This is a genomic window from Dactylosporangium sp. NPDC050588 (assembly GCF_040654975.1).
GTDB lineage: Bacteria > Actinomycetota > Actinomycetes > Mycobacteriales > Micromonosporaceae > Dactylosporangium > Dactylosporangium maewongense.
The window spans coordinates 116,605-137,836 of the sequence record NZ_JBFAJA010000015.1 but is presented as its reverse complement, the minus strand read 5'-3'; the positions used below and the strand labels follow the sequence as shown (position 1 = coordinate 137,836).

General features: G+C 72.7%; 20 protein-coding genes and 1 riboswitch. Of the genes, 10 read left to right on the top strand and 10 right to left on the bottom strand.

What is annotated here, in order from left to right:
* The first annotated feature begins 115 nt into the window (after window positions 1-115).
* Window positions 116-1,831 (top strand): substrate-binding and VWA domain-containing protein, encoded by a 1,716-nt coding sequence (locus AB0I21_RS12810; protein ID WP_360560722.1) that lies wholly within the window; start codon window positions 116-118, stop codon window positions 1,829-1,831.
* A gap of 45 nt (window positions 1,832-1,876) precedes the next feature.
* Here AB0I21_RS12810 and AB0I21_RS12805 read toward each other — a convergent pair whose 3' ends face one another.
* A complete protein-coding gene (locus tag AB0I21_RS12805) occupies window positions 1,877-3,061 on the bottom strand; it encodes a chorismate-binding protein (RefSeq protein WP_360560721.1) in 1,185 nt (394 codons plus the stop codon).
* A 132-nt stretch (window positions 3,062-3,193) separates the two neighbouring features.
* Here AB0I21_RS12805 and AB0I21_RS12800 point away from each other — a divergent pair, with 132 nt between their 5' ends.
* The gene (locus AB0I21_RS12800; RefSeq protein WP_360560719.1) at window positions 3,194-3,403 is read left to right on the top strand and encodes a DUF5999 family protein; all 210 of its coding nucleotides are present in this window, start codon (window positions 3,194-3,196) and stop codon (window positions 3,401-3,403) included.
* Window positions 3,404-3,424: 21 nt separating this feature from the next.
* On the opposite strand, the gene gcvP is transcribed toward AB0I21_RS12800, so the two are convergent.
* From gcvP to AB0I21_RS12785, 3 genes are all read right to left on the bottom strand, one after another.
* Window positions 3,425-6,268: an aminomethyl-transferring glycine dehydrogenase gene (gene gcvP / locus AB0I21_RS12795; protein ID WP_360560718.1), complete on the bottom strand. Its 2,844-nt coding sequence runs from the start codon at window positions 6,266-6,268 to the stop codon at window positions 3,425-3,427.
* Window positions 6,269-6,344: 76 nt separating this feature from the next.
* A riboswitch (glycine riboswitch) is annotated at window positions 6,345-6,439 on the bottom strand.
* Window positions 6,440-6,529: 90 nt separating this feature from the next.
* Window positions 6,530-7,573, bottom strand: coding sequence for a hypothetical protein (locus AB0I21_RS12790; RefSeq protein WP_360560717.1), 1,044 nt, complete (start codon window positions 7,571-7,573; stop codon window positions 6,530-6,532).
* 149 nt (window positions 7,574-7,722) lie between these two features.
* A complete protein-coding gene (locus AB0I21_RS12785) occupies window positions 7,723-8,265 on the bottom strand; it encodes a peroxiredoxin-like family protein (RefSeq protein ID WP_360560715.1) in 543 nt (180 codons plus the stop codon).
* 78 nt (window positions 8,266-8,343) lie between these two features.
* On the opposite strand from AB0I21_RS12785, the gene AB0I21_RS12780 reads away from it, so the two are divergent.
* Entirely contained in the window at window positions 8,344-8,985 is a 642-nt protein-coding gene (locus tag AB0I21_RS12780) for a TetR/AcrR family transcriptional regulator C-terminal domain-containing protein (RefSeq protein ID WP_360560713.1), read from the top strand.
* On the opposite strand, the gene AB0I21_RS12775 is transcribed toward AB0I21_RS12780, so the two are convergent.
* The 3 genes from AB0I21_RS12775 to AB0I21_RS12765 all read right to left on the bottom strand — a co-directional run bounded on the left by AB0I21_RS12775 (window position 8,945) and on the right by AB0I21_RS12765 (window position 13,448).
* On the bottom strand, window positions 8,945-10,195 hold the full coding sequence (locus AB0I21_RS12775) for a DUF1501 domain-containing protein (protein ID WP_360560711.1): 1,251 nt from the start codon (window positions 10,193-10,195) through the stop codon (window positions 8,945-8,947). The genes AB0I21_RS12780 and AB0I21_RS12775 overlap by 41 nt on opposite strands.
* A gap of 5 nt (window positions 10,196-10,200) precedes the next feature.
* Complete coding sequence (locus tag AB0I21_RS12770) at window positions 10,201-11,631, bottom strand: DUF1800 domain-containing protein (RefSeq protein ID WP_360560709.1); 1,431 nt, start codon at window positions 11,629-11,631, stop codon at window positions 10,201-10,203.
* Window positions 11,632-12,551: 920 nt separating this feature from the next.
* A complete protein-coding gene (locus AB0I21_RS12765) occupies window positions 12,552-13,448 on the bottom strand; it encodes a LysR family transcriptional regulator (protein WP_360560707.1) in 897 nt (298 codons plus the stop codon).
* Window positions 13,449-13,519: 71 nt separating this feature from the next.
* On the opposite strand from AB0I21_RS12765, the gene AB0I21_RS12760 reads away from it, so the two are divergent.
* The 3 genes from AB0I21_RS12760 to AB0I21_RS12750 all read left to right on the top strand — a co-directional run bounded on the left by AB0I21_RS12760 (window position 13,520) and on the right by AB0I21_RS12750 (window position 15,947).
* A complete protein-coding gene (locus AB0I21_RS12760; protein ID WP_360560705.1) occupies window positions 13,520-14,488 on the top strand; it encodes a dihydrodipicolinate synthase family protein in 969 nt (322 codons plus the stop codon).
* A gap of 19 nt (window positions 14,489-14,507) precedes the next feature.
* Window positions 14,508-14,915: a hypothetical protein gene (locus tag AB0I21_RS12755; RefSeq protein WP_360560703.1), complete on the top strand. Its 408-nt coding sequence runs from the start codon at window positions 14,508-14,510 to the stop codon at window positions 14,913-14,915.
* A 198-nt stretch (window positions 14,916-15,113) separates the two neighbouring features.
* Window positions 15,114-15,947, top strand: coding sequence for a PhzF family phenazine biosynthesis isomerase (locus tag AB0I21_RS12750; protein ID WP_360560701.1), 834 nt, complete (start codon window positions 15,114-15,116; stop codon window positions 15,945-15,947).
* Window positions 15,948-16,043: 96 nt separating this feature from the next.
* Here AB0I21_RS12750 and AB0I21_RS12745 read toward each other — a convergent pair whose 3' ends face one another.
* Window positions 16,044-16,613 (bottom strand): chaplin family protein, encoded by a 570-nt coding sequence (locus AB0I21_RS12745; RefSeq protein ID WP_360560699.1) that lies wholly within the window; start codon window positions 16,611-16,613, stop codon window positions 16,044-16,046.
* Window positions 16,614-16,807: 194 nt separating this feature from the next.
* Between AB0I21_RS12745 and AB0I21_RS12740 the strand changes: the two genes are divergently transcribed.
* Window positions 16,808-17,434 carry a hypothetical protein gene (locus AB0I21_RS12740; protein ID WP_360560697.1) on the top strand — a complete coding sequence of 209 codons (627 nt, stop codon included), beginning with the start codon at window positions 16,808-16,810 and terminating at the stop codon, window positions 17,432-17,434.
* Window positions 17,435-17,446: 12 nt separating this feature from the next.
* Here AB0I21_RS12740 and AB0I21_RS12735 read toward each other — a convergent pair whose 3' ends face one another.
* Window positions 17,447-18,385, bottom strand: a complete 939-nt coding sequence (locus AB0I21_RS12735; protein ID WP_360560695.1) for an NADP-dependent oxidoreductase — start codon at window positions 18,383-18,385, stop codon at window positions 17,447-17,449.
* Window positions 18,386-18,496: 111 nt separating this feature from the next.
* On the opposite strand from AB0I21_RS12735, the gene AB0I21_RS12730 reads away from it, so the two are divergent.
* Window positions 18,497-18,895 carry a helix-turn-helix domain-containing protein gene (locus tag AB0I21_RS12730; RefSeq protein ID WP_360560693.1) on the top strand — a complete coding sequence of 133 codons (399 nt, stop codon included), beginning with the start codon at window positions 18,497-18,499 and terminating at the stop codon, window positions 18,893-18,895.
* A gap of 19 nt (window positions 18,896-18,914) precedes the next feature.
* Here AB0I21_RS12730 and AB0I21_RS12725 read toward each other — a convergent pair whose 3' ends face one another.
* Complete coding sequence (locus tag AB0I21_RS12725) at window positions 18,915-19,508, bottom strand: DedA family protein (protein ID WP_360560691.1); 594 nt, start codon at window positions 19,506-19,508, stop codon at window positions 18,915-18,917.
* 14 nt (window positions 19,509-19,522) lie between these two features.
* Here AB0I21_RS12725 and AB0I21_RS12720 point away from each other — a divergent pair, with 14 nt between their 5' ends.
* Window positions 19,523-19,912: a DUF1992 domain-containing protein gene (locus tag AB0I21_RS12720; RefSeq protein ID WP_360560689.1), complete on the top strand. Its 390-nt coding sequence runs from the start codon at window positions 19,523-19,525 to the stop codon at window positions 19,910-19,912.
* An 89-nt stretch (window positions 19,913-20,001) separates the two neighbouring features.
* Window positions 20,002-21,129, top strand: a complete 1,128-nt coding sequence (locus AB0I21_RS12715) for an ROK family transcriptional regulator (protein ID WP_360560687.1) — start codon at window positions 20,002-20,004, stop codon at window positions 21,127-21,129.
* Window positions 21,130-21,232: the final 103 nt, after the last annotated feature.

The window sequence follows — 21,232 nt, the reverse complement described above, 5'->3', positions numbered from 1 at the left end:
TAAACTGTGCCGACTTCCCACCCCCGGAGGCACACCCATGGCCTACCAGGCCGACAGGGCGGACGTGCGGTCACACCGCAAGAGCCCAGCTCAGCGCCGATCACGACGCCGGTTAGTGATCATCGGCGCGGTCGTCGCCGCGCTCGTCGCCGGCGGCGCCGCGTACGGCGGCGTCCGGCTGCTGCAACCGTCCTGTAACGGGACGGTCACCGCGAAGATCGTCGCGTCGCCGAGCACCGCGCCACTGCTGCAGTCCCTCGCCAAGTCGTGGACGGACAGCGACCCGGCGGTCGCGGGGCGTTGCGGCCGCGTCGAGGTCACCGCCCGGGAGACCGCGTCGATGGCGCAGGCGCTCGGCACCGACTGGGACACCAAGACCGGCGCCCCGCCGGACGTGTGGGTGCCGGACTCGACCGCGTGGGTGCGGCGGGCCTCGACGGCGGCGATCGCCGAGCGGATGATGCCGGACCTGCAGCCGATGCTGGCCCGGACCCCGTCGGTCCTGGCCATGCCGAAGCCGATGGCGGAGGCGCTCGGCTGGCCCGGCGGCGAGCTGTCGTGGCAGGACGTCATCAACAAGGTCGCCGCCGACCCGCAGGGCTGGGCGAAGTACGGCAAGGGCGACTGGGGCAAGTTCAAGTTCGGGATGAGCGACCCGCTGCAGTCGACCGCGGGCCTGCTCGCCCTGATGGCGATCCTCGACGGCAACGACGACGGTGAGGTCACCGCCGACGAGCAGGCGACCCTCGCCAAGCTCAAGCAGGAACGCGCCGTCTACACCCCGACCACCGCCGCGCTGCTCGCCGACCTGGCCAAGGCCGACGGTCAGGGCGACACCGCCGCGCTGCGGTACGTGTCGGCGTTCCCCGCCCTCGAGCAGGACGTCCTCGCCTACAACAAGACCAACCCGAAGGTGCCGCTGGTCGCGGTGTACCCGTCCAACGGCAGCGCCGACGCCGACAACCCGTACCTGATCCTCGACGCACCGTGGGCGGAGAAGGACAAACAGGACACGGCGCGGCAGTTCCTCGCGTACCTGCGCGGCCCGCAGGGGCGCAAGGCGTTCCTCGACGCCGGGTTCCGCGACCCGAACCGCGACGCCGGCACCGCGCTGAGCGCCGACAACGCGTTCAGCGCGAAGATCAAGACGGTGCCGCGGGCGGTGCTGCTGCCGGAGTCGGTCAAGCAGTCGATGGACTCGTGGACGGCGCTGACCCGCCCCACCAACGTCCTGCTCGTCCTGGACATCTCCGGCTCCATGGCCGAGCAGGTCCCCGGCACCGGCCGCAACCGCATGCAGCTGGCGAAGGACGCCGCCCGGGAGGCCGTGCAGCTGTTCGACGGCGACGTCGACGCCGGCCTGTGGGTGTTCTCCACCCGGCAGAACGGCCAGCAGGACTACAAGTCGCTGATCCCGATCGGCCGGGTCGGCGACCAGCTCAGCGGCAAGTCCCGCCGGGAGCAGATGGTCGCCGCGATCGACAAGCTGACCCCGGTCGGCGACACCGGCCTGTACGACACGGCCGCCGCCGCCCAGCAGGCCGTGGTCGACGCGTACCAGCCCGGCGCCACGAACCTGGTGGTGCTGATGACCGACGGGAAGAACGACGACCCGACCGGCGGCCTCAGCCTCGACCAGCTGCGCCCGAAGCTCGAGGCGAACGCGGCGTCGGACAAGAAGGTGCCGATCGTGACCGTCGGGTACGGCAACGACGCGGACTTCGCGGCGCTGCAGGAGATCTCCCGGGTCAGCGGCGGCACCCTCTACACGTCGAAGACCGCGTTCGACATCAACGAGGTCCTCCTCACCGCCATCTTCGGCAAGGTCTGACGCTCGGGGCCGGTCCGCTCACCATGGTGAGCGGACCGCCCGCCGTCAGGCGCTCAGGGCGGCCTTGATCGGGGCGGTCTTCGCGGCGGCCTCCGCGACCTCGGCGACCGGGTCGCTGTCCCAGACGATGCCGCCACCCGCCCACACGTGCGCGAGACCGTCGGCGACGGCGACGGTGCGGATCGTCAGGCCCAGGTCGACGCGGAGCCTGCCGTCGGCGCCGTGGCCGATCCAGCCGGCGGCGCCCATGCTCGGGCCGCGCCCGACCGGCTCCAGCGCACTGACGACGTCGATCGCGGCGAGCTTCGGCGCGCCGGTCACCGAACCACCCGGCCACACCGCGCCCAGCAGCCCGGCGAGGCCGACGCCGGGCGCCAGGTCGGCGCTGACCGTCGACTCCGCCTGCCACAGCCGCGACCAGCGGCGGATCGCGAACAGCTCGTCGACGCGGACGCTGCCGGTCCGGGCGACCCGGCCCAGGTCGTTGCGCTCCAGGTCGACGATCATGACGTGTTCGGCGCGTTCCTTCGCCGACGCGAGCAGCTCCGCGCGGCCCTGCGCGGTCGCGGGGCGGGTGCCTTTGATCGGGCGGGTCACCGCGCGGCCGCCGGCGACCTCGACCAGCGTCTCCGGCGACGCGCACGCCACCCACCAGCCGCCGTCCGCGCCGGACAGCACCCCGCCGTAGCGGGCACCCGGCAGCGCCGCGACCCTGGCGAGCGCGGCGCGCGGGTCGCCCGCCAACGGGGCGCTCGCGTGGCCGACGACGTTGGCCTGGTAGACGTCGCCGCGGGCGATCGCCGCCCGGACCGCCTCGACCGCGGCGGCGTGCTCCCCCGGGGTCCAGCTCGGCGTCCACGGGCCCACCCGGGCGTCGCCGGGCACGGCCGGCCCCGCGAACGCGTACGGCGGCGGGGTGTGGGCGTAGACGACCGCGACGAGATCCGGCACGCCCGGCGCCGGCGACGCCACGGCCGACGGCGGCGCCAGGAGCACCGCCGCGCCACACACCCCGTCCGTCACCGTCCGTGACCGGGACACGTCGGAGACGGGCAATCCGGCGTCGACGAGGAACGCCTCCAGCAGTTGCAGAGGGTCACCGCCGTCGCGCGAACGCCACTCCAGCCGGGAACGCTCCCAAACGTGTGGCCGGCACGCCGGTTCCGACCCGGGAGGGTGCAGATCCACCGTCCCGGGCCAATACCCGACGACCGGTCCTAATGGGCTCATACGAATGGCGGATTATCCCCAAGTTGTGCCGTCACATGTGCGGATTCGTGTCGTTGGCCGTAGTAGCGTGCATCACTGGTCATGTGAACCACCCCACAGGCCCCACCTGAACCTCTCAAACGGAGACCCCGGATGCTCTGCCAGCACCAACCAGCGTGCCCCTCGGCCCACGACTCCGACCACGAAGCGGCCAGGATCCTGGCCTCGCACCCCGAACAGGGGTGGAGCCTCCTGTGCAACGGAGTGATCGTCTTCGAGGACACCGGAGAGCTACTTCCTGACTGCAGCGTGATCGAACCGCACCGCGGCCCGGCCATGCACGTCCTCGTCAAAGCCGCCTGAGCGGTCACACTCCGTAGCCACTCACTCCTCGAAGGCTGACGCCGGCGGGCACGAGCAGACCAGGTTCCGGTCGCCGTAACTGTCGTCGATCCGCCGCACCGGCGGCCAGTACTTCGCCACCGTCACACCGGCCGGGTAGGCGGCGAGCGACCTCGGGTAGGCGTGCGCCCACTCGTCTGCGGTGACGACCGCCGCCGTGTGCGGCGCGCCCGCGAGGGGGTTGTCCCCCGCCGGCCACTCCCCGGACGCCACCCGGTCGATCTCCTCACGGATCGCGATCATCGCGTCACAGAACCGGTCCAGCTCCGCCAGGTCCTCGCTCTCGGTCGGCTCCACCATCAGCGTGCCCGACACCGGGAACGACATCGTCGGCGCGTGGAACCCGTAGTCGATGAGCCGCTTCGCGACGTCCGCCACGCTCACACCGGTCGTCTTCGTGATCGCGCGCAGGTCCAGGATGCACTCGTGCGCGACGAGACCCTCGCTGCCGCTGTACAGCACCGGGTAGTGCTCCCGCAGCCGCGCCGCCACGTAGTTCGCCGCGAGGACCGCCGTCGCCGTCGCCTTCGTCAGCCCGTCCGGGCCCATCAGCCGCAGGTACGCCCACGGGATCGGCAGGATTCCCGCGGACCCCCACGGCGCCGCCGACACCGGCCCGACCGGCGCCGTCACACCGTCCTGCGCGCCGTCCTGCTCGAAGACCGGGTGCGACGGCAGGAACTGCGCCAGGTGGGCACGGACCGCGACCGGGCCGACACCCGGGCCGCCGCCGCCGTGCGGGATGCAGAACGTCTTGTGCAGGTTCAGGTGCGACACGTCCGCCCCGAACTGCCCCGGCTTCGCGTAGCCGAGCAGCGCGTTGAGGTTCGCCCCGTCGACGTACACCTGGCCGCCCGCCTCGTGCACCTTCGCGCACAGGTCGGAGATTCCCGCCTCGTACACCCCGTGCGTCGACGGATACGTCACCATGATCGCGGCCAGCCGGTCCCGGTGCAGCTCGATCTTCGCCTCGAGGTCACCGAGATCGACGTTGCCCAGCTCGTCACACGCCACCACCGCGACCCGCATGCCCGCCATCACGGCGCTCGCCGCGTTCGTGCCGTGGGCGCTCGACGGGATCAGGCACATGTCCCGCCCGGTGTCGCCCCGCGAGTGGTGGTAGGCACGGATCGCGAGCAGGCCCGCCAGCTCGCCCTGCGACCCCGCGTTCGGCTGCAGCGACACCGCGTCGTAGCCGGTGACCTCCGCCAGCCACCGCTCCAGGTCACCGATCAGCTTCCGGTAGCCCTGCGTCTGCGCCGCCGGCGCGAACGGGTGCACGTTGGCGAACTCCGGCCAGGTGATCGGCTCCATCTCCACGGTCGCGTTGAGCTTCATCGTGCACGACCCGAGCGGGATCATCCCCCGGTCGAGCGCGTAGTCCATGTCGGAGAGCCGCTTCAGATACCGCAGCATCGCCGTCTCCGACCGGTGCGTGGAGAACACCGGGTGGCTCAGGTAGTCGCTGGTGCGGCGCAGCTCGGCCGGCACCACGTCCGCCGTGTCCAGCGCGGTCACGTCGACGTGCGCGAGACCGAACGCGGCCAGGACGTCACGCAGGTGCCCGAACGTCGTCGTCTCGTCGCACGCGATGCCGACCCGGTCCGCGTCGACCTGCCGCAGGTTGATCCCCCGGTCCGCGGCCGCGCCGACGACGTCCTTCGCCTTCCCCGGTACGACGGCCGTCACCGTGTCGAAGAACGCCTCGTGCTCGGTGGTGACACCGCCGGCCCGCAGCCCCGCCGCGAGCCGCACCGCCATGTCGTGCGTGCGGGACGCGATCTCCCGCAGCCCGTCGGGGCCGTGGTAGACGGCGTACATGCTGGCCGTGACCGCGAGGAGCACCTGCGCGGTGCAGATGTTGCTGGTCGCCTTCTCCCGCCGGATGTGCTGCTCACGGGTCTGCAGGGCGAGCCGGTAGGCGGGGGCGCCGTCCGCGTCCTTGGACACGCCGACGAGCCGCCCCGGCAGGGTCCGCTCCAGGCCCTTGCGGACCGACATGTAGCCGGCGTGCGGACCGCCGAAGCCCATCGGCACGCCGAACCGCTGCGCGCTGCCGACCGCGACGTCCGCGCCGAACGCCGCCGGCTCCTGCAGCAGGCACAGCGCGAGCAGGTCCGCGGCGAACGTGACGATCGCGCCCTTGTCGTGCGCCTGCCTGGTGATGTCCGCCAGGTCACGGACCGCGCCGGACGCGCCGGGGTACTGCAGGTGCAGGCCGAAGAACTCCGCCGGCAGCTCCTCGGTCCGCAGGTTCACCGTCCGCACGTCGATGCCGAGCGGCTCCGCCCTGGTCCGGATGACGGCAAGGGTCTGCGGCAGGACGTCGCTGTCCACGACGTACACGTCGGGCTTGACCTTCGACGAGCGCCGCGCCAGGGTCATCGCCTCAGCGGCGGCGGTCGCCTCGTCCAGCAGCGACGCGCCCGCGACCGGCAGCCCCGTCAGGTCCGTGATCACCGTCTGGAAGTTGAGCAGCGCCTCGAGCCGGCCCTGGCTGATCTCCGGCTGGTACGGCGTGTACGCCGTGTACCACGACGGGTCCTCCAGGACGTTGCGCAGGATGACCGGCGGCGTGTGCGTGCCGTAGTAGCCGAGGCCGATCATGCTGACGAGCGTCCGGTTCGCCGCCGCGAGGGCGCGCAGCTCCCCCAGCACCTCGGCCTCGGACGCGGCAAGGGGCAGCTGGAGCGGCTGGTGCCAGCGGATCGAGCCGGGGATGGCCGCCGTCATCAACGCCTCGACGGAGTCGTGCCCGACGGTCTTCAGCATCGTCGTCTGCTCGTCCGGCGACGGTCCGATGTGCCTGCTCGCGAAACTGGTCATTGGCCACACTCTTTCGGATCCGGGGGTCGGGGCTGCGCACGTCCCTCCCCCTCTGTCGTGTGGCCTCCAGAGGTGCCAACCCGTCGCGGTCCTTCTGCCTGAGAGGTTCCGGGGAGGATTTGCCCCTTCGGCGTCGCCCTGAATGCAGACGATCTCTCCCGCGCGGGTATTGCCGGCGATGCCTAATCTACCGGTTCTTTGACCATGGTCACGCGCCCGTGGTCCACACCACAGCGCGTAGCGCATCCTAGGACGCTAGGTTTATGGCTTACAGCGGGCTGAATTCGCGTCGACCATCAGGAGGCTGGCGTCCACCGCCTCGAAGTCGCTGCCCTTCAGCCCCTTGAGCGCGTTGAGCTGATCGTTGCTCCACCGGTCGTCCTGCGTGCCGGAGAAGAACCACGGCGAGCCGTTGTCGGCGAGAACGGCTCCGTACTGCTTGAGCGCCTGCGCCACCACTCGCGCCTGCGCCGGGAACTTCGAGATGTCGACGGACGCCTTCAGCCGGAACCGGGCACCCATCGGCGGTAGGTTCGCGTCGGTGCTGCTGGACGCCGCGTGCCGGGCGGGCCACACGTACGCGTTCCTCGTGCGCGGCGCGGTGAACCGGATCGCGTGGTCGATCCTGCCCTTGGCGACCTCGTCAGCGCGCGGCAGCCCGGCCAGGATCGACAGGCCCGCGGCGTCCGCCGACGTCCAGCCGGCCTTGCGCAGGTCGTTGCGGCGCAGGTCGAACACCGCCCCGGACCCGGCCTTCCACGACCCGTCCGCGTTCGGGCGGGCGGCGTACAGCTCGTACACCTTGCAGGCCGCCGTGTCGTGCACGATGACGTGCCGGTCCCCGTCGGCGTTCGGGCCGCCCTCGATCCTGGCGTTGCGCGGGATCGGGTACGGGCCCTTGTCGCTCTCGTCCGCGTACTCGAAGCTGACCTTCACGCCGGCCTGCCCCTGCCCGACCGTCGTGACCGGGATGCCGAACGGCGCGCCGTCGATGAGCCCCGAGCCGAAGTCCGGGTGCGCGTGCGCCTGCGCCCCGATGCTGCCGACCCACGCCGCCGAGTCCCGGTGCACCGGCAGCCTCGACACGTCGGCGTGCCACACGTTGTCCGCGGGGAAGATCGTGCACGCCCCGCTCGGCGCGGACGCGGACTGGCTCGCGGCGCCCAGGCCGCCGGCGCCGGACCCACCCGTCGCGCCCGGGGCGCTCGGCGTCATAGCGGCGGGTGCGGCGCTGCCCTTGCTCGGCGAGCTGCATCCGCTGACCGCCAGGACGGCGACGACGGCCAGCGCGGCACTGCGCTTCAATGATCCTCCTCGGGTCGGCCCCCGATCCTCACGGACCTGCGCGCACAGTACGCGCACCCTGTGTCCGACCCGCGGCGCACCATCGCCGCGCAGCGCCGCCGGGCCGGGTCAGTCCGCCGCGTCTGCGGCCAGCTCCGCCGGTGCCAGTCCTACCCGTGCCGCTCGACGAGGCTCAGGAGCTCGTCGACGGGCCACTGGTCGTAGGCGTGCTCGCCGTACTTCGCGGCGAGGACCGTGCCGTCGGGGGTGATGAGGAAGTCGGCCGGGAGGCCGAAGCGGCCGCCGGCCGGGGTGAGCGACGGCGGGCGTTCGCGGCCGCGGAGCAGGGCCCAGGTGCTGCGGGCCACGGCGCGCAGGATCGTGGGCCAGACGCGGGGGTCGAGCAGGGCCCGGCGGGAGGACTCGACGCCGAACTCTCGGTACAGGCGCTTCTGCGGGTCGGGCACGACCGGGAACGGCAGGTCCGTCACGTGCTCGCGCAGCGCCGCCGCGGTGGAGTGGAACACGACGACCTCGCGGACGCCGGCCGCGGTGATCTCGTCGTGGCGGCGGACGATCGAGCGCAGGTGCAGGTTGCAGACCGGGCAGCCGGCGAAGCGGCGGAACTGCAGGTGCACCAGCAGCGACGGGTCCGGCACGGCGACCGGCTCCCCCACGACGACCTGCAGGCGCCGGGAATCGACGACGAGCATGACACCTCCGCGTGATCGTAAGCGTACAACGTACTCTTACCGGCAAGCGTAGGCGTATGACGTACGCTGTCAAGTGCCATGCCTCGACCGCGATCACTCACATCCGCGCAGATCGCCGCGGCGGCGCTCGCGGTGCTCGACCGTGACGGGCCGGCCGGGCTGACCATGCGCGCCGTCGCCCAGCAGCTCGGCATGGGCACGATGAGCCTGTACCGCTACGTCGACGACCGCGAGGCGCTCGAAGGCCTCGTCGTCGAGCTGGTGCTCGGCGCCGTGGACCCCACACCACCGCAGGGCGGCGACTGGCCCGGACGGATCACCGTCATGGTGGAGCGGGTCCGCGTCGCGGTCGGCGCCCACCCGGCCGTCGTCCCGCTGACCATGACGCACCGGCACCGGTCGCCCGCCATCCTGCGCTGGTCGGAGACGGTCGCCGGCATCCTGGCCGAGACCGTCACCGACCCGGAGCGCAGGGTCGTCGCGCTGCGGGGGCTGCTGTCGTACCTCGTCGGCGCGATCCAGCTCGAGCACCTCGGCCCGCTGTCCGGCCCCGGCACGGCCGCCATCGCCGGGCTCGACCCCGCCGCGTTCCCACACATGCGGCAGCTCGGCGCGGCGGCCCGTCAGGTCGGCACCGACGAGGAGTTCCGCGGCGGTCTCGCCCTCCTGCTCGCCGGCATCAGCGGCGGGCCAGGGCCAGCTCGTACGAGGACGGCGTGACGTTCGGGAAGATGCCCGTCAGCGACCCGACGCCGCAGCGGCGCTGGAGCAGCTCACCGATCACCGACCGGTAGTCGGTGGTGGACGTCAGGTCACCGGCGGTGAGCTTGGCCGGGGCGAGGCCGGGCCAGATGCCGTGCACGCGGCCGCCGCGGACGTTGCCGCCGAGCAGGAGCATGGCGTTGCCGTTGCCGTGGTCGACGCCGCGGGAGCCGTTCTCCGCGACGCGCCGGCCGAACTCGCTGAGCGTGACCAGGGTGACGCGGTTGAAGGCGTCGCCGAGGTCGGTCGCGAACGCCGCCAGCGCCAGGGCGAGCTCCGTCAGGTGGTCGTGCATCCGCTGGCCCTTCACGGGGCCGCCGAGGCCCTCGTGCATGTCCCAGTCGCCGAAGTCGACGGTGGCCGCCATCAGGCCGACGTTCGACTTCACCAGGCGCGCGACGTCGCACAGCGCCCTGCCGAGGGCGGTCGACGGGTAGGTCGCCGCCGGGGTGTACGCGCCGAGCGCGGCGACGGTGCCCAGGGTGGCGTTGACGGCGCGGGCCGGGTCGGCCATGACCGCCGGGGCGCCGTCGAACAGCTTGGCGATGGTCGCGGCCATCGGGGTCCTGGCGTCGTTGCCGGAGAGCTTGAAGCCGTCGACGGACGACATCGACACGTCCGGGGACGGGCCGGCGAACGCGCGGGCCGGGGACGTCGCGCCCATCGCGACGCCCGCGGTCGGGGCGGAGGCGCCGGTGACGCCGAGCATCCGGTCGAGCCAGCCGGTGCGCACGGAGGTGCCGGCGGCGGCCCGCTCCATCTCCTCCATCGCCTGGAAGTGCGACCGGGACGGGTTGGGCTGGCCGACGGCGTGGACCGCGCCGAACGTGCCGGCGGTCCAGCGCGGCAGCAGCGGCGCGAACGCCGGGTGCAGGCCGAACATCCCGTCCCCGGCGATCACCGACGCCTTCGGCACGGCGATGGTGGGGCGGGCGGTGTAGTAGTCGGGGTCGCCGATCGGGACGACGGCGGACAGCCCGTCGAACCCGCCGCGCAACGACAGCACGACGATGGTGTCGCCGGTGTACGGTGTGCCGGCGAACGCCAGCCGGGTCGCGAGGCCCTCCCCGACGAGCCCGGTGAGCGCGGCGCCCGCCCCGATCACGGCGGCCCGGCCCAGCAGCCCGCGCCGCGAAATACCGTTGTCGGTAATACAGCAATCCATCATGACGGTCACCTGGCCAGGTAGTAGGGCGAGTCGAGGATCAGGGCGATGAGGTGCGGCAGCCGGCCGGCGACGGCGGGGTCGGTCGCCTTCAGCGGGCTCGACGCCGACTTGTTCAGGAAGCCGAGCAGCGCCGCGCTGTGCGCCACCTGCAGGGGCTGCCCGACGAGGCGGGTGGCCAGGGCGTCGAGGAACGCGCCGTGCGTGGCCGGCAGCGTCGGCACCAGCGTCGCGAGCATCGACGCCGGGCGCACGAGCTGCTTGGGGTACCAGCCGGCGGCGAGGTTCAGGTGTGCGTTCCAGCGGATCAGCAGGCCCGAGGGGGCGGTCCAGGCGGCGGCGACGTCCGGGTAGCCGTTCGGCGGCGCCCAGCGCATCGGGGCGTGGCCGGCGGCGACGAGGTAGTTGTACAGGGCGCGGACCCCTTCGGTGCCGGACGCCTCCGGCTGCAGGCCCAGCAGGCGGACCGTGCCGATGAGGTCCTCCAGCGGGGTGCGGACCTTCGCGCCGACGGACGCGGCGAACTCCGGTGACGTGAACAGCGCCCGCAGGACCGGCGCGATTGCCGATTTCTGTTGCAGGTACACCTCGCGCAGCCGCTGCACGAGGGCCGCCGGCGGGTCGTCGGAGACGAAGCGGACGCAGAGCTTGCGGGCCACGCGCTCGGCGGTGGCCGGGTGCTGGGCGAGCATGTCCACGAACGCGAGCGCGGCCGCTTCCCCGCCGCCGGCGGTCGCGTTGTCGTGCCGCCAGCCGAGGATGGTGACGGCGCCGGTCGCGTGCTGGGTCGCGTCGAACTTGTACAGGCCGGTGGTCTTGTCGACGGTGAGCCCGGTGAGCAGCCGCGCGGCGTCCTTCACGTCGGCCTCGGTGTAGATCAGCCCGACGGTGTGCAGCTCCATCAGCTCGCGGGCGTAGTTCTCGTTGGGTTTCGCCTTCGTGGAGCTGCGGTTGTCGAGGTACGACAGCATCGCCGGTGACGTGGCGGACGCCTTCAGCAGGTCGGCGAACGTCCCGAGGGCGTGCCGGCGGATCAGGGAGTCGTAGGCGCCGCGGCTGTCCCAGACGTCGCTGGACGGGCAGGTGACGTTGAGGTGGTTGGACCACACGTCGACCATGACCTCGAGCAGCTGCCGGTTGCTCCACGCGGCGCGCGCGACGGCGGCGGAGCCGAGCTGCTGCATGGCGTCCCAGCCCCCGGACTTCATGGCGCCGGCCTTCACCTTGGCACGCACCCCGGCGATGTCGAGGTTGGCCATCGGGTACCGCGTGAGCAGCTTCGTGCACGCGGCGTCGTCGATGGTCGCCGGGGCGAGCTGCCGGTCCAGCCACGCGACGGCACCGAGCTTGCGCAGCTCGGCCTCGCTCGCGGACGTCGGCCCGAACGTGGCGCGGCGCAGCAGATGCAGAACCGGGTCCTGAGGGGTGAAGGCGGTCACGCAGTCCAACGTCGACACCGACACGGCCGGCCTGACCGACGCCCCCACCACGCTCCCACCCGGCAACCGCTCCGCACCACCGCGTTACCGGATTACCCAACCCAACAATCCGGTGGGCAGGCGGGTGTGTCCGTGGTTGCGTCGAGCGCCGTGTCGGTCTCGGCGTGGGCCCGGTCGAGTGGCACGCCGGCTGCGGTTCTCTTGGCCAGCGGACTGCCGGATTACCGCACCCAACAATCCCGCCACGCCGACAACAGAACGGTCCGACCAAGAAGACCGCGGCGACCGAGACGGCGACCGACTGGCCGCACCGACCCCAAGCCAGCAATGACGGGACCGCGAACACGCCCACCCAATTACCGAATTGCCGCACCCAACAATCCGATCGCAGCGACCAGCAGACGGCACGACCAGCAGGACAGCGCGACCAGCAGACGGCACGACCAAGCGAACCACAGCGGAGGCGGCAGTCGACCGAGCCCGCGCCGGGAACGACACGGCAATCGACGGGTCCGCGTAGATGCCCGGACACCCGCCCAACGGATGGCCGGACGCCCGCCCAACGGATGGCCGGAATACTGGACTTCCGCAACTGGCAATCCGGTTGCAGCGACCGGCAGGACGGGGCGAGAAGACCGCAGCGGCCCGAGAGTCACAGTGGGCGCAGTGCTCGACCCAGGGGCAGCGCCGGAACTGGCATGGCGGTCGACGGGAGCGCGAAGATGACCGAACGGCCGTCCGGCGGATTATCGGATTGCCGCACCCGGCAATCCGGTTCCAGGGATCGACAGGACGGTCCGGGCGAGAAGACCACGGCGGCCGGAGAACCGCAGTGAGCGCGGTGCTCGGCCAAGGGCCACGCCGGGACTGGCATGGCGATCTGCGCGGGACGCAACGATGGCGCGCGCATGCCTGGCGGATTATCGGATTGTCGGGGTTGGCAATCCGGTGGCGGCGACCGAGCGGACGGTGGTGATGAACTCGGCGATTGACGGGTGTGCGCCGGCGCCCGAGCGGTAGGCGAATCTCGTCCGGCGTCTCATTGCGAGCGGGGTCAGCACGACGCCGGCTGAGGGTGCTGGGGGGTGCAAGGCTAGCTCGGGGACGACGGCGACGCCCTGGCCGGCGGCGACGAGGGTCAGGACGGTCACGAAGTCGTCGGCGTGGTGGCGGGCGCGGGGCAAGAACCCGGCGGCCTCGCACGCCCGGAGTGTCATCGTGTGGCACAGCGTCCCGGGGCCGGCGAGAATCCATGGCTCGTCGCGGCACTGGGCGAGATCGAGGGGGCGGGTCGCCGCGAGGTACATCGTCTCGTCCAGCAGCGGGGCCGTGTCCAGCGCCGGGTCGGGGGCGATCGGCACGAGGTCGTAGTCGTGCACCAGTGCGACGTCGAGGGTGCCGTCGCGCAGGCGGGGCGGGACGAGCGCCGGGTCCAGCTCGTCGACGGTGAGGTCGAGCGCCGGGTGCTCCCCCGCCAGGGCGACCAGCGCCGCCGGCAGCAGCGTCCGCATCGCGGTCGGGAACGCCCCGATCCGCAGCGGGCCCGACAGGCCGGTGCGGGTCGCGGCGAGTGCGGCGGTGGCGCGCTCGAGGGCGGCGAGGACCTCCTCGGCGTGGGCCGCGAGGACCGTGCCGGCGGCGGTGAGCGTGACGCCGCGGCCGGTGCGGGCCAGCAGCGCCGTGCCGGCCTCCCGCTCCAGCGCGGCGAGCTGCTGCGACACCGCGGACGGCGTGTAGTTGTGGGCGGCGGCGACGGCGACGATGGTGCCGCGGTCGGCGAGGTCGCGCAGGAGGCGCAGCTTGCGCACGTCGAGCATCAGTTCAGCTTATGCTCGGCGCCACGAATGTGAACTGGACCTTCCGCTCGCGTGGCGGCGACCCTGAGTACATGGAGCTTGAAGGGATCTTCGTGCCGCTCGTGACGCCGTTCGCCGCTGACGGGTCGGTGGATCTCGCCGCGCTCGACGGGCTGGCCCGGCGGGTGCTCGACGAGGGGGCCGCGGGGCTGGTCGCGCTGGGCACCACCGGGGAGCCGGCGACGCTGACCGGGGCCGAGCGGGCCGCGGTCGTGGCCACCTGCCGGGAGGTTTCCGCGGTGTACGGCACGCCGCTGCTCGTCGGGGTCGGTGACAGCTCGACGGCGGCGACCGTGGAGGCGGTCCGGCACGTGCGCGGGGACGCCGCGATGGTGGTCGTGCCGCCGTACACCCGTCCGGGCGCGGCCGGTGTGCTCGCCCATCTGCGGGCCGTCGCCGCCGCGTCGCCGCTGCCGGTCGTGGTGTACCACGTGCCGTACCGGACGGGACAGCCCCTGGACGTCGACACCCTGCTCGCGGTCGCGGCGATCCCGGGAGTGGCCGGCATGAAGCTGTCCGACGGCCCGGTCAGCGGCGACACGGTGACGCTGCTCGGCGCGCTGCCGGCCGGGTTCGCGGTGCTCGGCGGCGACGACACGGTCGTCGGCCCGCTGCTCGCCATCGGCGCCGCCGGCGGGATCCTCGCGTCCGCGCACGTGGCGACGGACCGGTTCGTGGCCCTCGCGCGAGCCTGGCGGGAGGGGGACGTCGCCACCGCCAGGCGGCTCGGGTCCGCCCTCGCCGCACTGTCGGCGGCGCTGTTCGCGGAGCCGAACCCGGCCGTGATCAAGGCAGTGCTGCACGCCGCCGGCCGGATCCCCACCCCGGACGTCCGGCTGCCGCTGCTGCCCGCGTCCCGGGCCGCCCTGACGAACGCCGAGGCCGCTTTCGCGGCGCTCCAGCACATACCGGACGGTTCGACCAGCTTGCCACGGTGGCACGTTCGGGGGATTCCAGGCGGCGGGACAGGCCGTACCGTCGATGTCGTCACCAAGCGTTAGCAATTGAAGGGGATCTCCCATGAGCGACTTCGACACCGGCGCCGACTACGGCCACGTCGAGGCTGGTCAGGACCATGAGTCGCTGAACCAGCTGCACCAGGTCGACGCGAGCGACAGCAACTACGACTCGCAGTTCGGCGTCTTCGAGCAGGACCACGCGTCCGCCGAGTCCACCAGCTTCGACCAGGGCCACCACGTGTCGTACACCGACCCGAGCGGCGCGCAGTACGAGGAGTCGGACTTCACGTCCTACGACCACTCCGCCGCCGAGACGGACCACGTGTTCGCCGCCGAGGGCTCCGAGTCGGCCTCCTCCAGCGAGTTCCACGAGCTCGAGGCCCTGCAGGCCCGCCTGGACTCGTCGTTCGCCTCCGCCACGGAGCTGCACACCGACGGTGGCGGCCAGCTGGGCGTCGCCTCCAACTGAGCAGCAACCGAGCATCACCTGAGCACCGACAGGCGCCCACTGGGCACCGAACAAGCACCACCCGGCGCCGGTCAGCCCCGCAGCTGACCGGCGCCGGTGTCTGTCCGAGACACGACGGCGGCACAGTGGCGGTGCTTACAACCACCCGGCGCCGATTGGACCGCGCCGCCGCTCTTGTACCGGCCTAGCGTCGGGTGCATGGAAATCCTTCGGTACAGCGCGTTCACCACGGACCCCAAGGGCGGCAACCCGGCCGGGGTGGTGCTCGACGCCGCCGGACTCGACGACGCCGCGATGCAGGCCATCGCCGCCGACGTCGGATACTCCGAGACCGCGTTCCTGTTCCACGAGGACGGGCGGGTCCGGGTGCGGTACTTCAGCCCGCTGGCGGAGGTACCGTTCTGCGGGCACGCGACGATCGCGACCGCCGCGGCGTACGCGGAACGCTTCGGGCTCGGGCCGCTGCGCTTCGAGTCCCGGGTCGGCGCGATCGAGGTGGAGACGCGGGTCGGCGTGGACGGGCTGACCGCGACGCTGCGCAGCGTGCCGCCGCACACCACACCGCTGGCCGACGCGACGGTGCGGGAGCTGCTGGCCGCGCTGCGCTGGGACGCCGCCGACCTCGACCCGGCGCTGCCGGTGCGGGTGGCGTACGCGGGAGCCAGCCACCCGGTCGTCGCGGCCGGCACCCGGCGGCGGCTCGCCGACCTCGACTACGACGTGCCCGCGCTCACCGCGCTGATGGCGCGGCACGACTGGACCACGGTCGACCTGGTGTGGCGGGAGTCGGCGACGGTGTTCCACGCCCGCAACCCGTTCCCGCCCGGCGGCGTGTACGAGGACCCGGCGACCGGCGCCGCCGCGGCCGCGCTCGGTGGCTACCTGCGCGAGCTGGGCCTGGTCGAGGTGCCGGCGACGCTGCGGGTGCACCAGGGCGACGACATGGGCCGGCCGAGCCTGGTCACCGTCGAGCTGGCCGCCGACCCCGGCAGTGGCGTCGCGGTCACCGGCACCGCGGTGCCGATCGACTGACGAAAGCAGCGTTGGCCGGTGTACCGCGGGGAGGGCTGATCCACCGCGGCCATCGGCCAACGCTCTACGATCCGAGGCAGGCGGCGCCTCTGCGGCTCAGCAGCTGGACGCGAACCCGATCAGGGCGACCGAGTTGCACGACACGTTGATCGGCATCTGGACGGTGGTCGAGGACTGGTTGCCGTTGAAGAACCCGGCGTTGTAGCCCGTGGTCCAGTCGCCGTTGCTGTTGTAGGCGTACGCCCCGCCGCCACCACCGTTACCACCGTTGGAGTTGCCGTTGCCGTACGAGCTGTTGTGGTACGAGTTGCTGTTCGCGGAGTGCCGCTTGTGCTTCTTCTTGTGGCTGTTGGCGTTCGCGTTGGCATTGCCGTTGCCGTTGTGGCTGTGGTAGCCGTTCGAGCTGCCGGCGCCGCTGTAGCTGCCGCCGCTGCCGTTGACGGCGTAGGCGCCGCCGTCGCAGTTGGCGTTCGCGAAGCCGACGATCGCCACTGCGTTGCCGCAGATGTTCACCGGAACCTGGACCGTGGTCGAGGACTGGTTGCCGTTGAAGATACCGACGTTGGGGCCGCTGTCCCAGTCGGCGTGTGCGGCGGTGCCGGTGAGCGCGAGGCCACCCAAGGACAGCGCGGCGATCTGCACCGACCGGATGAGCCAGCGATTCATGATGACGACCTTTCGACGAGTGATCGACGGTGAACGTCCGTCGCGACCCCCACTTAACCGGAAATGCGAGTCCTGGACGGATATTTCACGAAAAACAGTCACGCAATGCACCCGCAAGGTTACGTAATGTAGTCGCCATCGGCGTGGCGTCTTGGTGTCAGCGACGCTTGCCGATCTCCGCCACACTGGGCACCATGCCCGCCGCCCGCACGGCAGCACGTCTGGTCTCCCGTGCCGCCGCCGCCACGATCACCGCCGCGCTCGTCGCCGGCTCGCTCGCCGCGTGCACCCCTGGGGACGAGCCGCTCCTCGCCGTCGGCCGCGACACCGGCGGCCGCCCGGTCGCCCACCTGTACCTGTGCGGCGACAGGCACAGGTCCCACAACGCCACCCTCTACCTCAACCCCTGGCCGCCGCCGCCGAGCGCCGCCACCACACCGAGCGCCGCCGCGACATCGGGCGCCGCCGCCACACCGCCCTCCTCGCCGGCATCCAGTGGATCCGGCAGGGTCTCGATGGGCGACCTCTGGTCGATCCAGAACAGCACCGGCATCGGCAATCTGTGGGCCATCCCATTGGGCACCACCCCGGACGGCTGGCGCGACGAGCTCGACCCACCCCGCCCGCTCGCACTCACCACCACGGGCCGCTACGTCCTCGGAGCGTGGACCGGCACGCCACAACCCAGGCCGGTCTTCTTCACCCTCGCGGACCTGGACAAGCTCAAGGACGGCGAGGTCTGGGGCTACCCCGGCCACCGGGGCGACGCGCTGGTCATCACCCTGAAAGCGTTCCGCGACAAGGCCGCCGACTCCTGCTGAACGCGGCCCGGGTCAGGGGACGATCACGACACCGCCGCGGACGCCGCCCCGGGCCAGCCGCTCGTGGGCGGCCGCCGCGTCGGCGAAGCGGTACACGCCGGCGACCCGCAACGGGATGTCGCCGCCGGCGACGAGCGCCGCCAGCTCGCCGAGCCGGGTGCCGTCCGGCTGGACCTCCAGCGCGAAGGTCCGGATGCCCCGGACCGGCTCCGGGCGCAGCGGGGGCGACGCGGCCACGTAGCCGCCGCCGTCGCGGACGAGGTCCAGCAGCGAGGGCCCGACCACCGCGAGATCGACGACCGCGTCGAACGGCCCTGCCGGGTCCTCGGAGCGTGGCACGAACGTCGCGCCGAGGGACTCGACGAACTCGCGGTCGCCGGCGCCGGCGAGTCCGGTGGCGTGCAGGCCGGTCGCGCGGGCCAGCGCCAGGACGAACCCGCCGACCTGCCCGGCGGCCCCGGTGACGAGCACGGTCGAGCCCTCCGGGAGCGCGAGCAGGTCGAGGGCCTGGGCGGCGGCGAGGCCGTTGGTCGGCAGGGTCGCCGCCTCGGTGGCGGGGACGCCGGCAGGTGCCGGAGCCAGCCAGGCGGCGTCGAGCACGACGTACTCCGCGTGGGCACCGGCCGTCGTCCGCAGCCACGGCGAGAAGCCGATGACCTCGGCACCGACGGCGAGCCGCGAGACGGACGGGCCGAGGTCATCGACGGCGGGCTGCGAGACGGACGGGCCGAGCGCGTCGACGGTGCCGGCGACGTCCCAGCCGGGTGTGTACGGCAGTCCGGTCGGTAGCGGTGCCGGGAACCGGCCGGAGCGGATCATCAGGTCGACCGGGTGCAGCACCGACGCGGCGACCCGCACCCGGACCTGTCCCGGCCCGGGCTCGGGCACCGGCACCTCGGCGACGTGCAGGACCTCCGGCCCGCCGAACTCTGCATAGCTGACAGCGCGCATCGCCGTCTCCTCCAAGAAGTGCGGTGAAGTGATCACCACGACCGTATGGACCGGCGGGCACCATCGGTAAGTAGGTACCGTGAAGTGCCTGAGGCACCGGAGGGGAACACTATGGCGACGACGAGCGCGGCCCAACGCCGCGAACAGGCCAAACGTGATTACGACGCGTTCCTGGCGGGCTGCCCGACCCGGGAGCTGCTGAGCAGGCTCACCGACAAGTGGGTCGCGCTGGTGATCCCGGCGCTCGCGGGCGGCCCGCAGCGGCACGGCGAGCTCGCCCACCGCATCGCCGGCGTCAGCCAGAAGATGCTCACCCAGACCCTGCGGACCCTGGAGCGCGACGGACTGGTCACCCGCACGGTCACCCCCTCGATCCCGCCCCGCGTCGACTACGAGCTCACCCCGCTCGGCCACGAGCTGTTCCCGGTCATGATCTCGATCAAGGACTGGGCGGAGACGCACATGGACCGTGTCTTCGAGGCCCGCGCCCAGTTCGACGCGCGTCCCTGAGCAGTGGCGGACCCGGCACTCAGTCGTGGGTGGCACGGCGTCGGCGGCGCCACAGGTACAGCAGCGCCAACGACACCAGGAGCACCGCGCCGGCGATGAGGGCGGGAAGCTCGTAACGGTGCAGGAAGGCGCGGACGCGGTCGAGGTTGCCGCCGGCGAAGGCGCCGACCGAGACCCACAGCGCGGTCCACAGCGCGCCGCCGATCGCGTCGCGGATCGTGTACTGGCGCCAGGGCAGCGCGATCGCGCCGGCGATGAGGCCGTTGGTCTGGCGGAGGCCGTCGATGAACCGGGCGACGACCACGATGTTGCGGCCGCGGCGGGCGAAGAAGTCCTCGGCGCGGGTCAGCCGCCGCTCGGTCAGCCCGACCCGCCGGCCCCACCGCAGGATCACCGGGCGGCCGGCCCGGCGGCCGAGCCAGAAGCCGAGGTTGTCGCCAGCGACCGCGGCGGTGAAGGTGATCACGACGACGAGCGGCAGGCTCATCGAGCCGTGCCCGGCGAGCACCGCGGCCGCCACGACCACGCTCACCGCCGGCGTGGGGATGCCGATCCCCTCCAGCAGCACGAGCAGGGCGAGGGCGGGATAGCCGTAGCGCTGCAGTACCTCCACGGGACAATGAGATCATGTCGAGTTGGTACGAGTCACACATCGACCGGCAGATCCGCGAGGCACAGGAGCAGGGGCAGTTCGACAACCTGCCGGGTGCCGGGAAGCCGCTGCCGGACCGCGGCGAGCTCTACGACGAGGACTGGTGGATCAAGGATCTCGCCAGGCGCGAGGGGCTGCCCGGCGGGGTGCCGCCGACGCTGCGGCTGCGGCGTGAGGTCGAGGACCTGCCGGAGCGGCTGCCGACCCTGCGCACCGAGGAGCGGGTCCGCGCGGTCGTCGAGGACCTCAACAAGCGCATCGAGCAGGCCCGACGCGGACTGATGGACGGTCCGGCGACGATCCTGCCGCCGCTGGACGTGGAGGCGGTGCTCGCCGACTGGCGAGCCAGCCGGCGAGCCGGTTAGGGACCGCCCGTTGACAGGGTGGCGTGGCGGCGCTTACGTTTTCCCCGCGACTGTTAGTCAATCTGCCTATTAGTTGGAGGAGGCAGCAAATGCCGCTCGGGGGCTCCTCCAAGCTGCTCAAGGCGCTCAACGAGGCGGCCGCGCTCGGCCACCTCCTCGACCACGGGCAGCTCACCCGGGCCGAGCTGCGCGCCCTGACCGGCCTGTCCAAGCCGACGATCTCCGAGGCGATCCGCCGCCTCGCCGACGCCGACCTGGTCGTCGGCGCCGGACACGAGACCGGCCGCCCCGGCCCCAACGCGGAGGTGTACGCGGTCAACCCCGACGCCGCCTACGCCGTCGCCATGTCGGTGCGCGACGACGCACCGTCGCTGACCGCGTCGCTGCACGACCTGCGCGGCGCCCAGCGGGCCAGGCTGGCCGTCCCGGTCGACTTCGCCCGCACCGACCCGGCCACCGCGGTCACCGACACCGTCGACGCGCTGTGCGCGGCTGCCGGCGTCGCCCGCGGCCCGGTGGCGCACGTGCAGCTGGCCGTCGCCGGCGCGTTCGACCCGCGGGACCGGGTCATCCACCACGTGGACGTCCCGGGCTGGAGCCGGCGCGGGCTCGTCGACGACCTGGCCGCGGCGGCCGGCGTACCGGTGGAGGTCGACAACGACGTCAACCTCGCCGCGCTCGCCGAACGCGCCCACGGCGCCGCGCGGGGCCTGCCGGACGCCGACGGGTTCGTGCTGCTGTGGCTCGGCCAGACCGGTCTCGGCCTGGCGATCGACCTCGGCGGCGGCACGCTGCTGCGCGGTGCCCGCGGCGGCGCCGGCGAGATCGGCTACATGCCGGTCGCCGCCGACGGCGCCCGGGACTTCCACGACCTGGTCAGCGGCGACGCCGTCCGGGAGCTGGCCGCCGGGCGCGGGCTGCGGATCACCGACACGGCACTGCTGCGGGAGCTCGCCGGGCGGATCGTGATCGGGCTCGCCGCGGTCGTCGCGGTGCTCGACCCCCAGCTCGTGGTGCTCGGCGGCGAGATCGGCCGGGCCGGCGGGGCAGCGCTCGGCGAGGCGGTCGCGAAGGCCATGTCGCGGGCGGCGCCGCTGTCGACCGACATCGCCGTGAGCACCGTCGAGGACGACGCTCCCCTGCTCGGCGCCGCGGACGCCGCCCTGTCCGCGGTGCGCCACAGGCTGATCGAGAGCCTGCGTACGCCCGGAACCTGACGGGCCCATGAACCGCGGACGCCGGCCGATCTGGCGGCATCGACCGGCGTCCGCGCGCTGCACACACCATCCCCCATGCAAGTGACGTTGGTCAATGCCCTAT

Bases quoted from the DNA above. Each gene is read 5' to 3' on its own strand.
- AB0I21_RS12805 (WP_360560721.1), bottom strand. From the start codon at position 3,061: ATGAGCCCATTAGGACCGGTCGTCGGGTATTGGCCCGGGACGGTGGAT.
- AB0I21_RS12785 (WP_360560715.1), bottom strand. From the start codon at position 8,265: ATGCTCGTCGTCGATTCCCGGCGCCTGCAGGTCGTCGTGGGGGAGCCG.
- gcvP (WP_360560718.1), bottom strand. From the start codon at position 6,268: ATGACCAGTTTCGCGAGCAGGCACATCGGACCGTCGCCGGACGAGCAG.
- AB0I21_RS12730 (WP_360560693.1), top strand. From the start codon at position 18,497: ATGGCGACGACGAGCGCGGCCCAACGCCGCGAACAGGCCAAACGTGAT.
- AB0I21_RS12760 (WP_360560705.1), top strand. From the start codon at position 13,520: ATGGAGCTTGAAGGGATCTTCGTGCCGCTCGTGACGCCGTTCGCCGCT.
- AB0I21_RS12720 (WP_360560689.1), top strand. From the start codon at position 19,523: ATGTCGAGTTGGTACGAGTCACACATCGACCGGCAGATCCGCGAGGCA.
- AB0I21_RS12750 (WP_360560701.1), top strand. From the start codon at position 15,114: ATGGAAATCCTTCGGTACAGCGCGTTCACCACGGACCCCAAGGGCGGC.
- AB0I21_RS12800 (WP_360560719.1), top strand. From the start codon at position 3,194: ATGCTCTGCCAGCACCAACCAGCGTGCCCCTCGGCCCACGACTCCGAC.
- AB0I21_RS12780 (WP_360560713.1), top strand. From the start codon at position 8,344: ATGCCTCGACCGCGATCACTCACATCCGCGCAGATCGCCGCGGCGGCG.
- AB0I21_RS12715 (WP_360560687.1), top strand. From the start codon at position 20,002: ATGCCGCTCGGGGGCTCCTCCAAGCTGCTCAAGGCGCTCAACGAGGCG.
- AB0I21_RS12755 (WP_360560703.1), top strand. From the start codon at position 14,508: ATGAGCGACTTCGACACCGGCGCCGACTACGGCCACGTCGAGGCTGGT.
- AB0I21_RS12745 (WP_360560699.1), bottom strand. From the start codon at position 16,613: ATGAATCGCTGGCTCATCCGGTCGGTGCAGATCGCCGCGCTGTCCTTG.
- AB0I21_RS12765 (WP_360560707.1), bottom strand. From the start codon at position 13,448: ATGCTCGACGTGCGCAAGCTGCGCCTCCTGCGCGACCTCGCCGACCGC.
- AB0I21_RS12740 (WP_360560697.1), top strand. From the start codon at position 16,808: ATGCCCGCCGCCCGCACGGCAGCACGTCTGGTCTCCCGTGCCGCCGCC.
- AB0I21_RS12775 (WP_360560711.1), bottom strand. From the start codon at position 10,195: ATGATGGATTGCTGTATTACCGACAACGGTATTTCGCGGCGCGGGCTG.
- AB0I21_RS12735 (WP_360560695.1), bottom strand. From the start codon at position 18,385: ATGCGCGCTGTCAGCTATGCAGAGTTCGGCGGGCCGGAGGTCCTGCAC.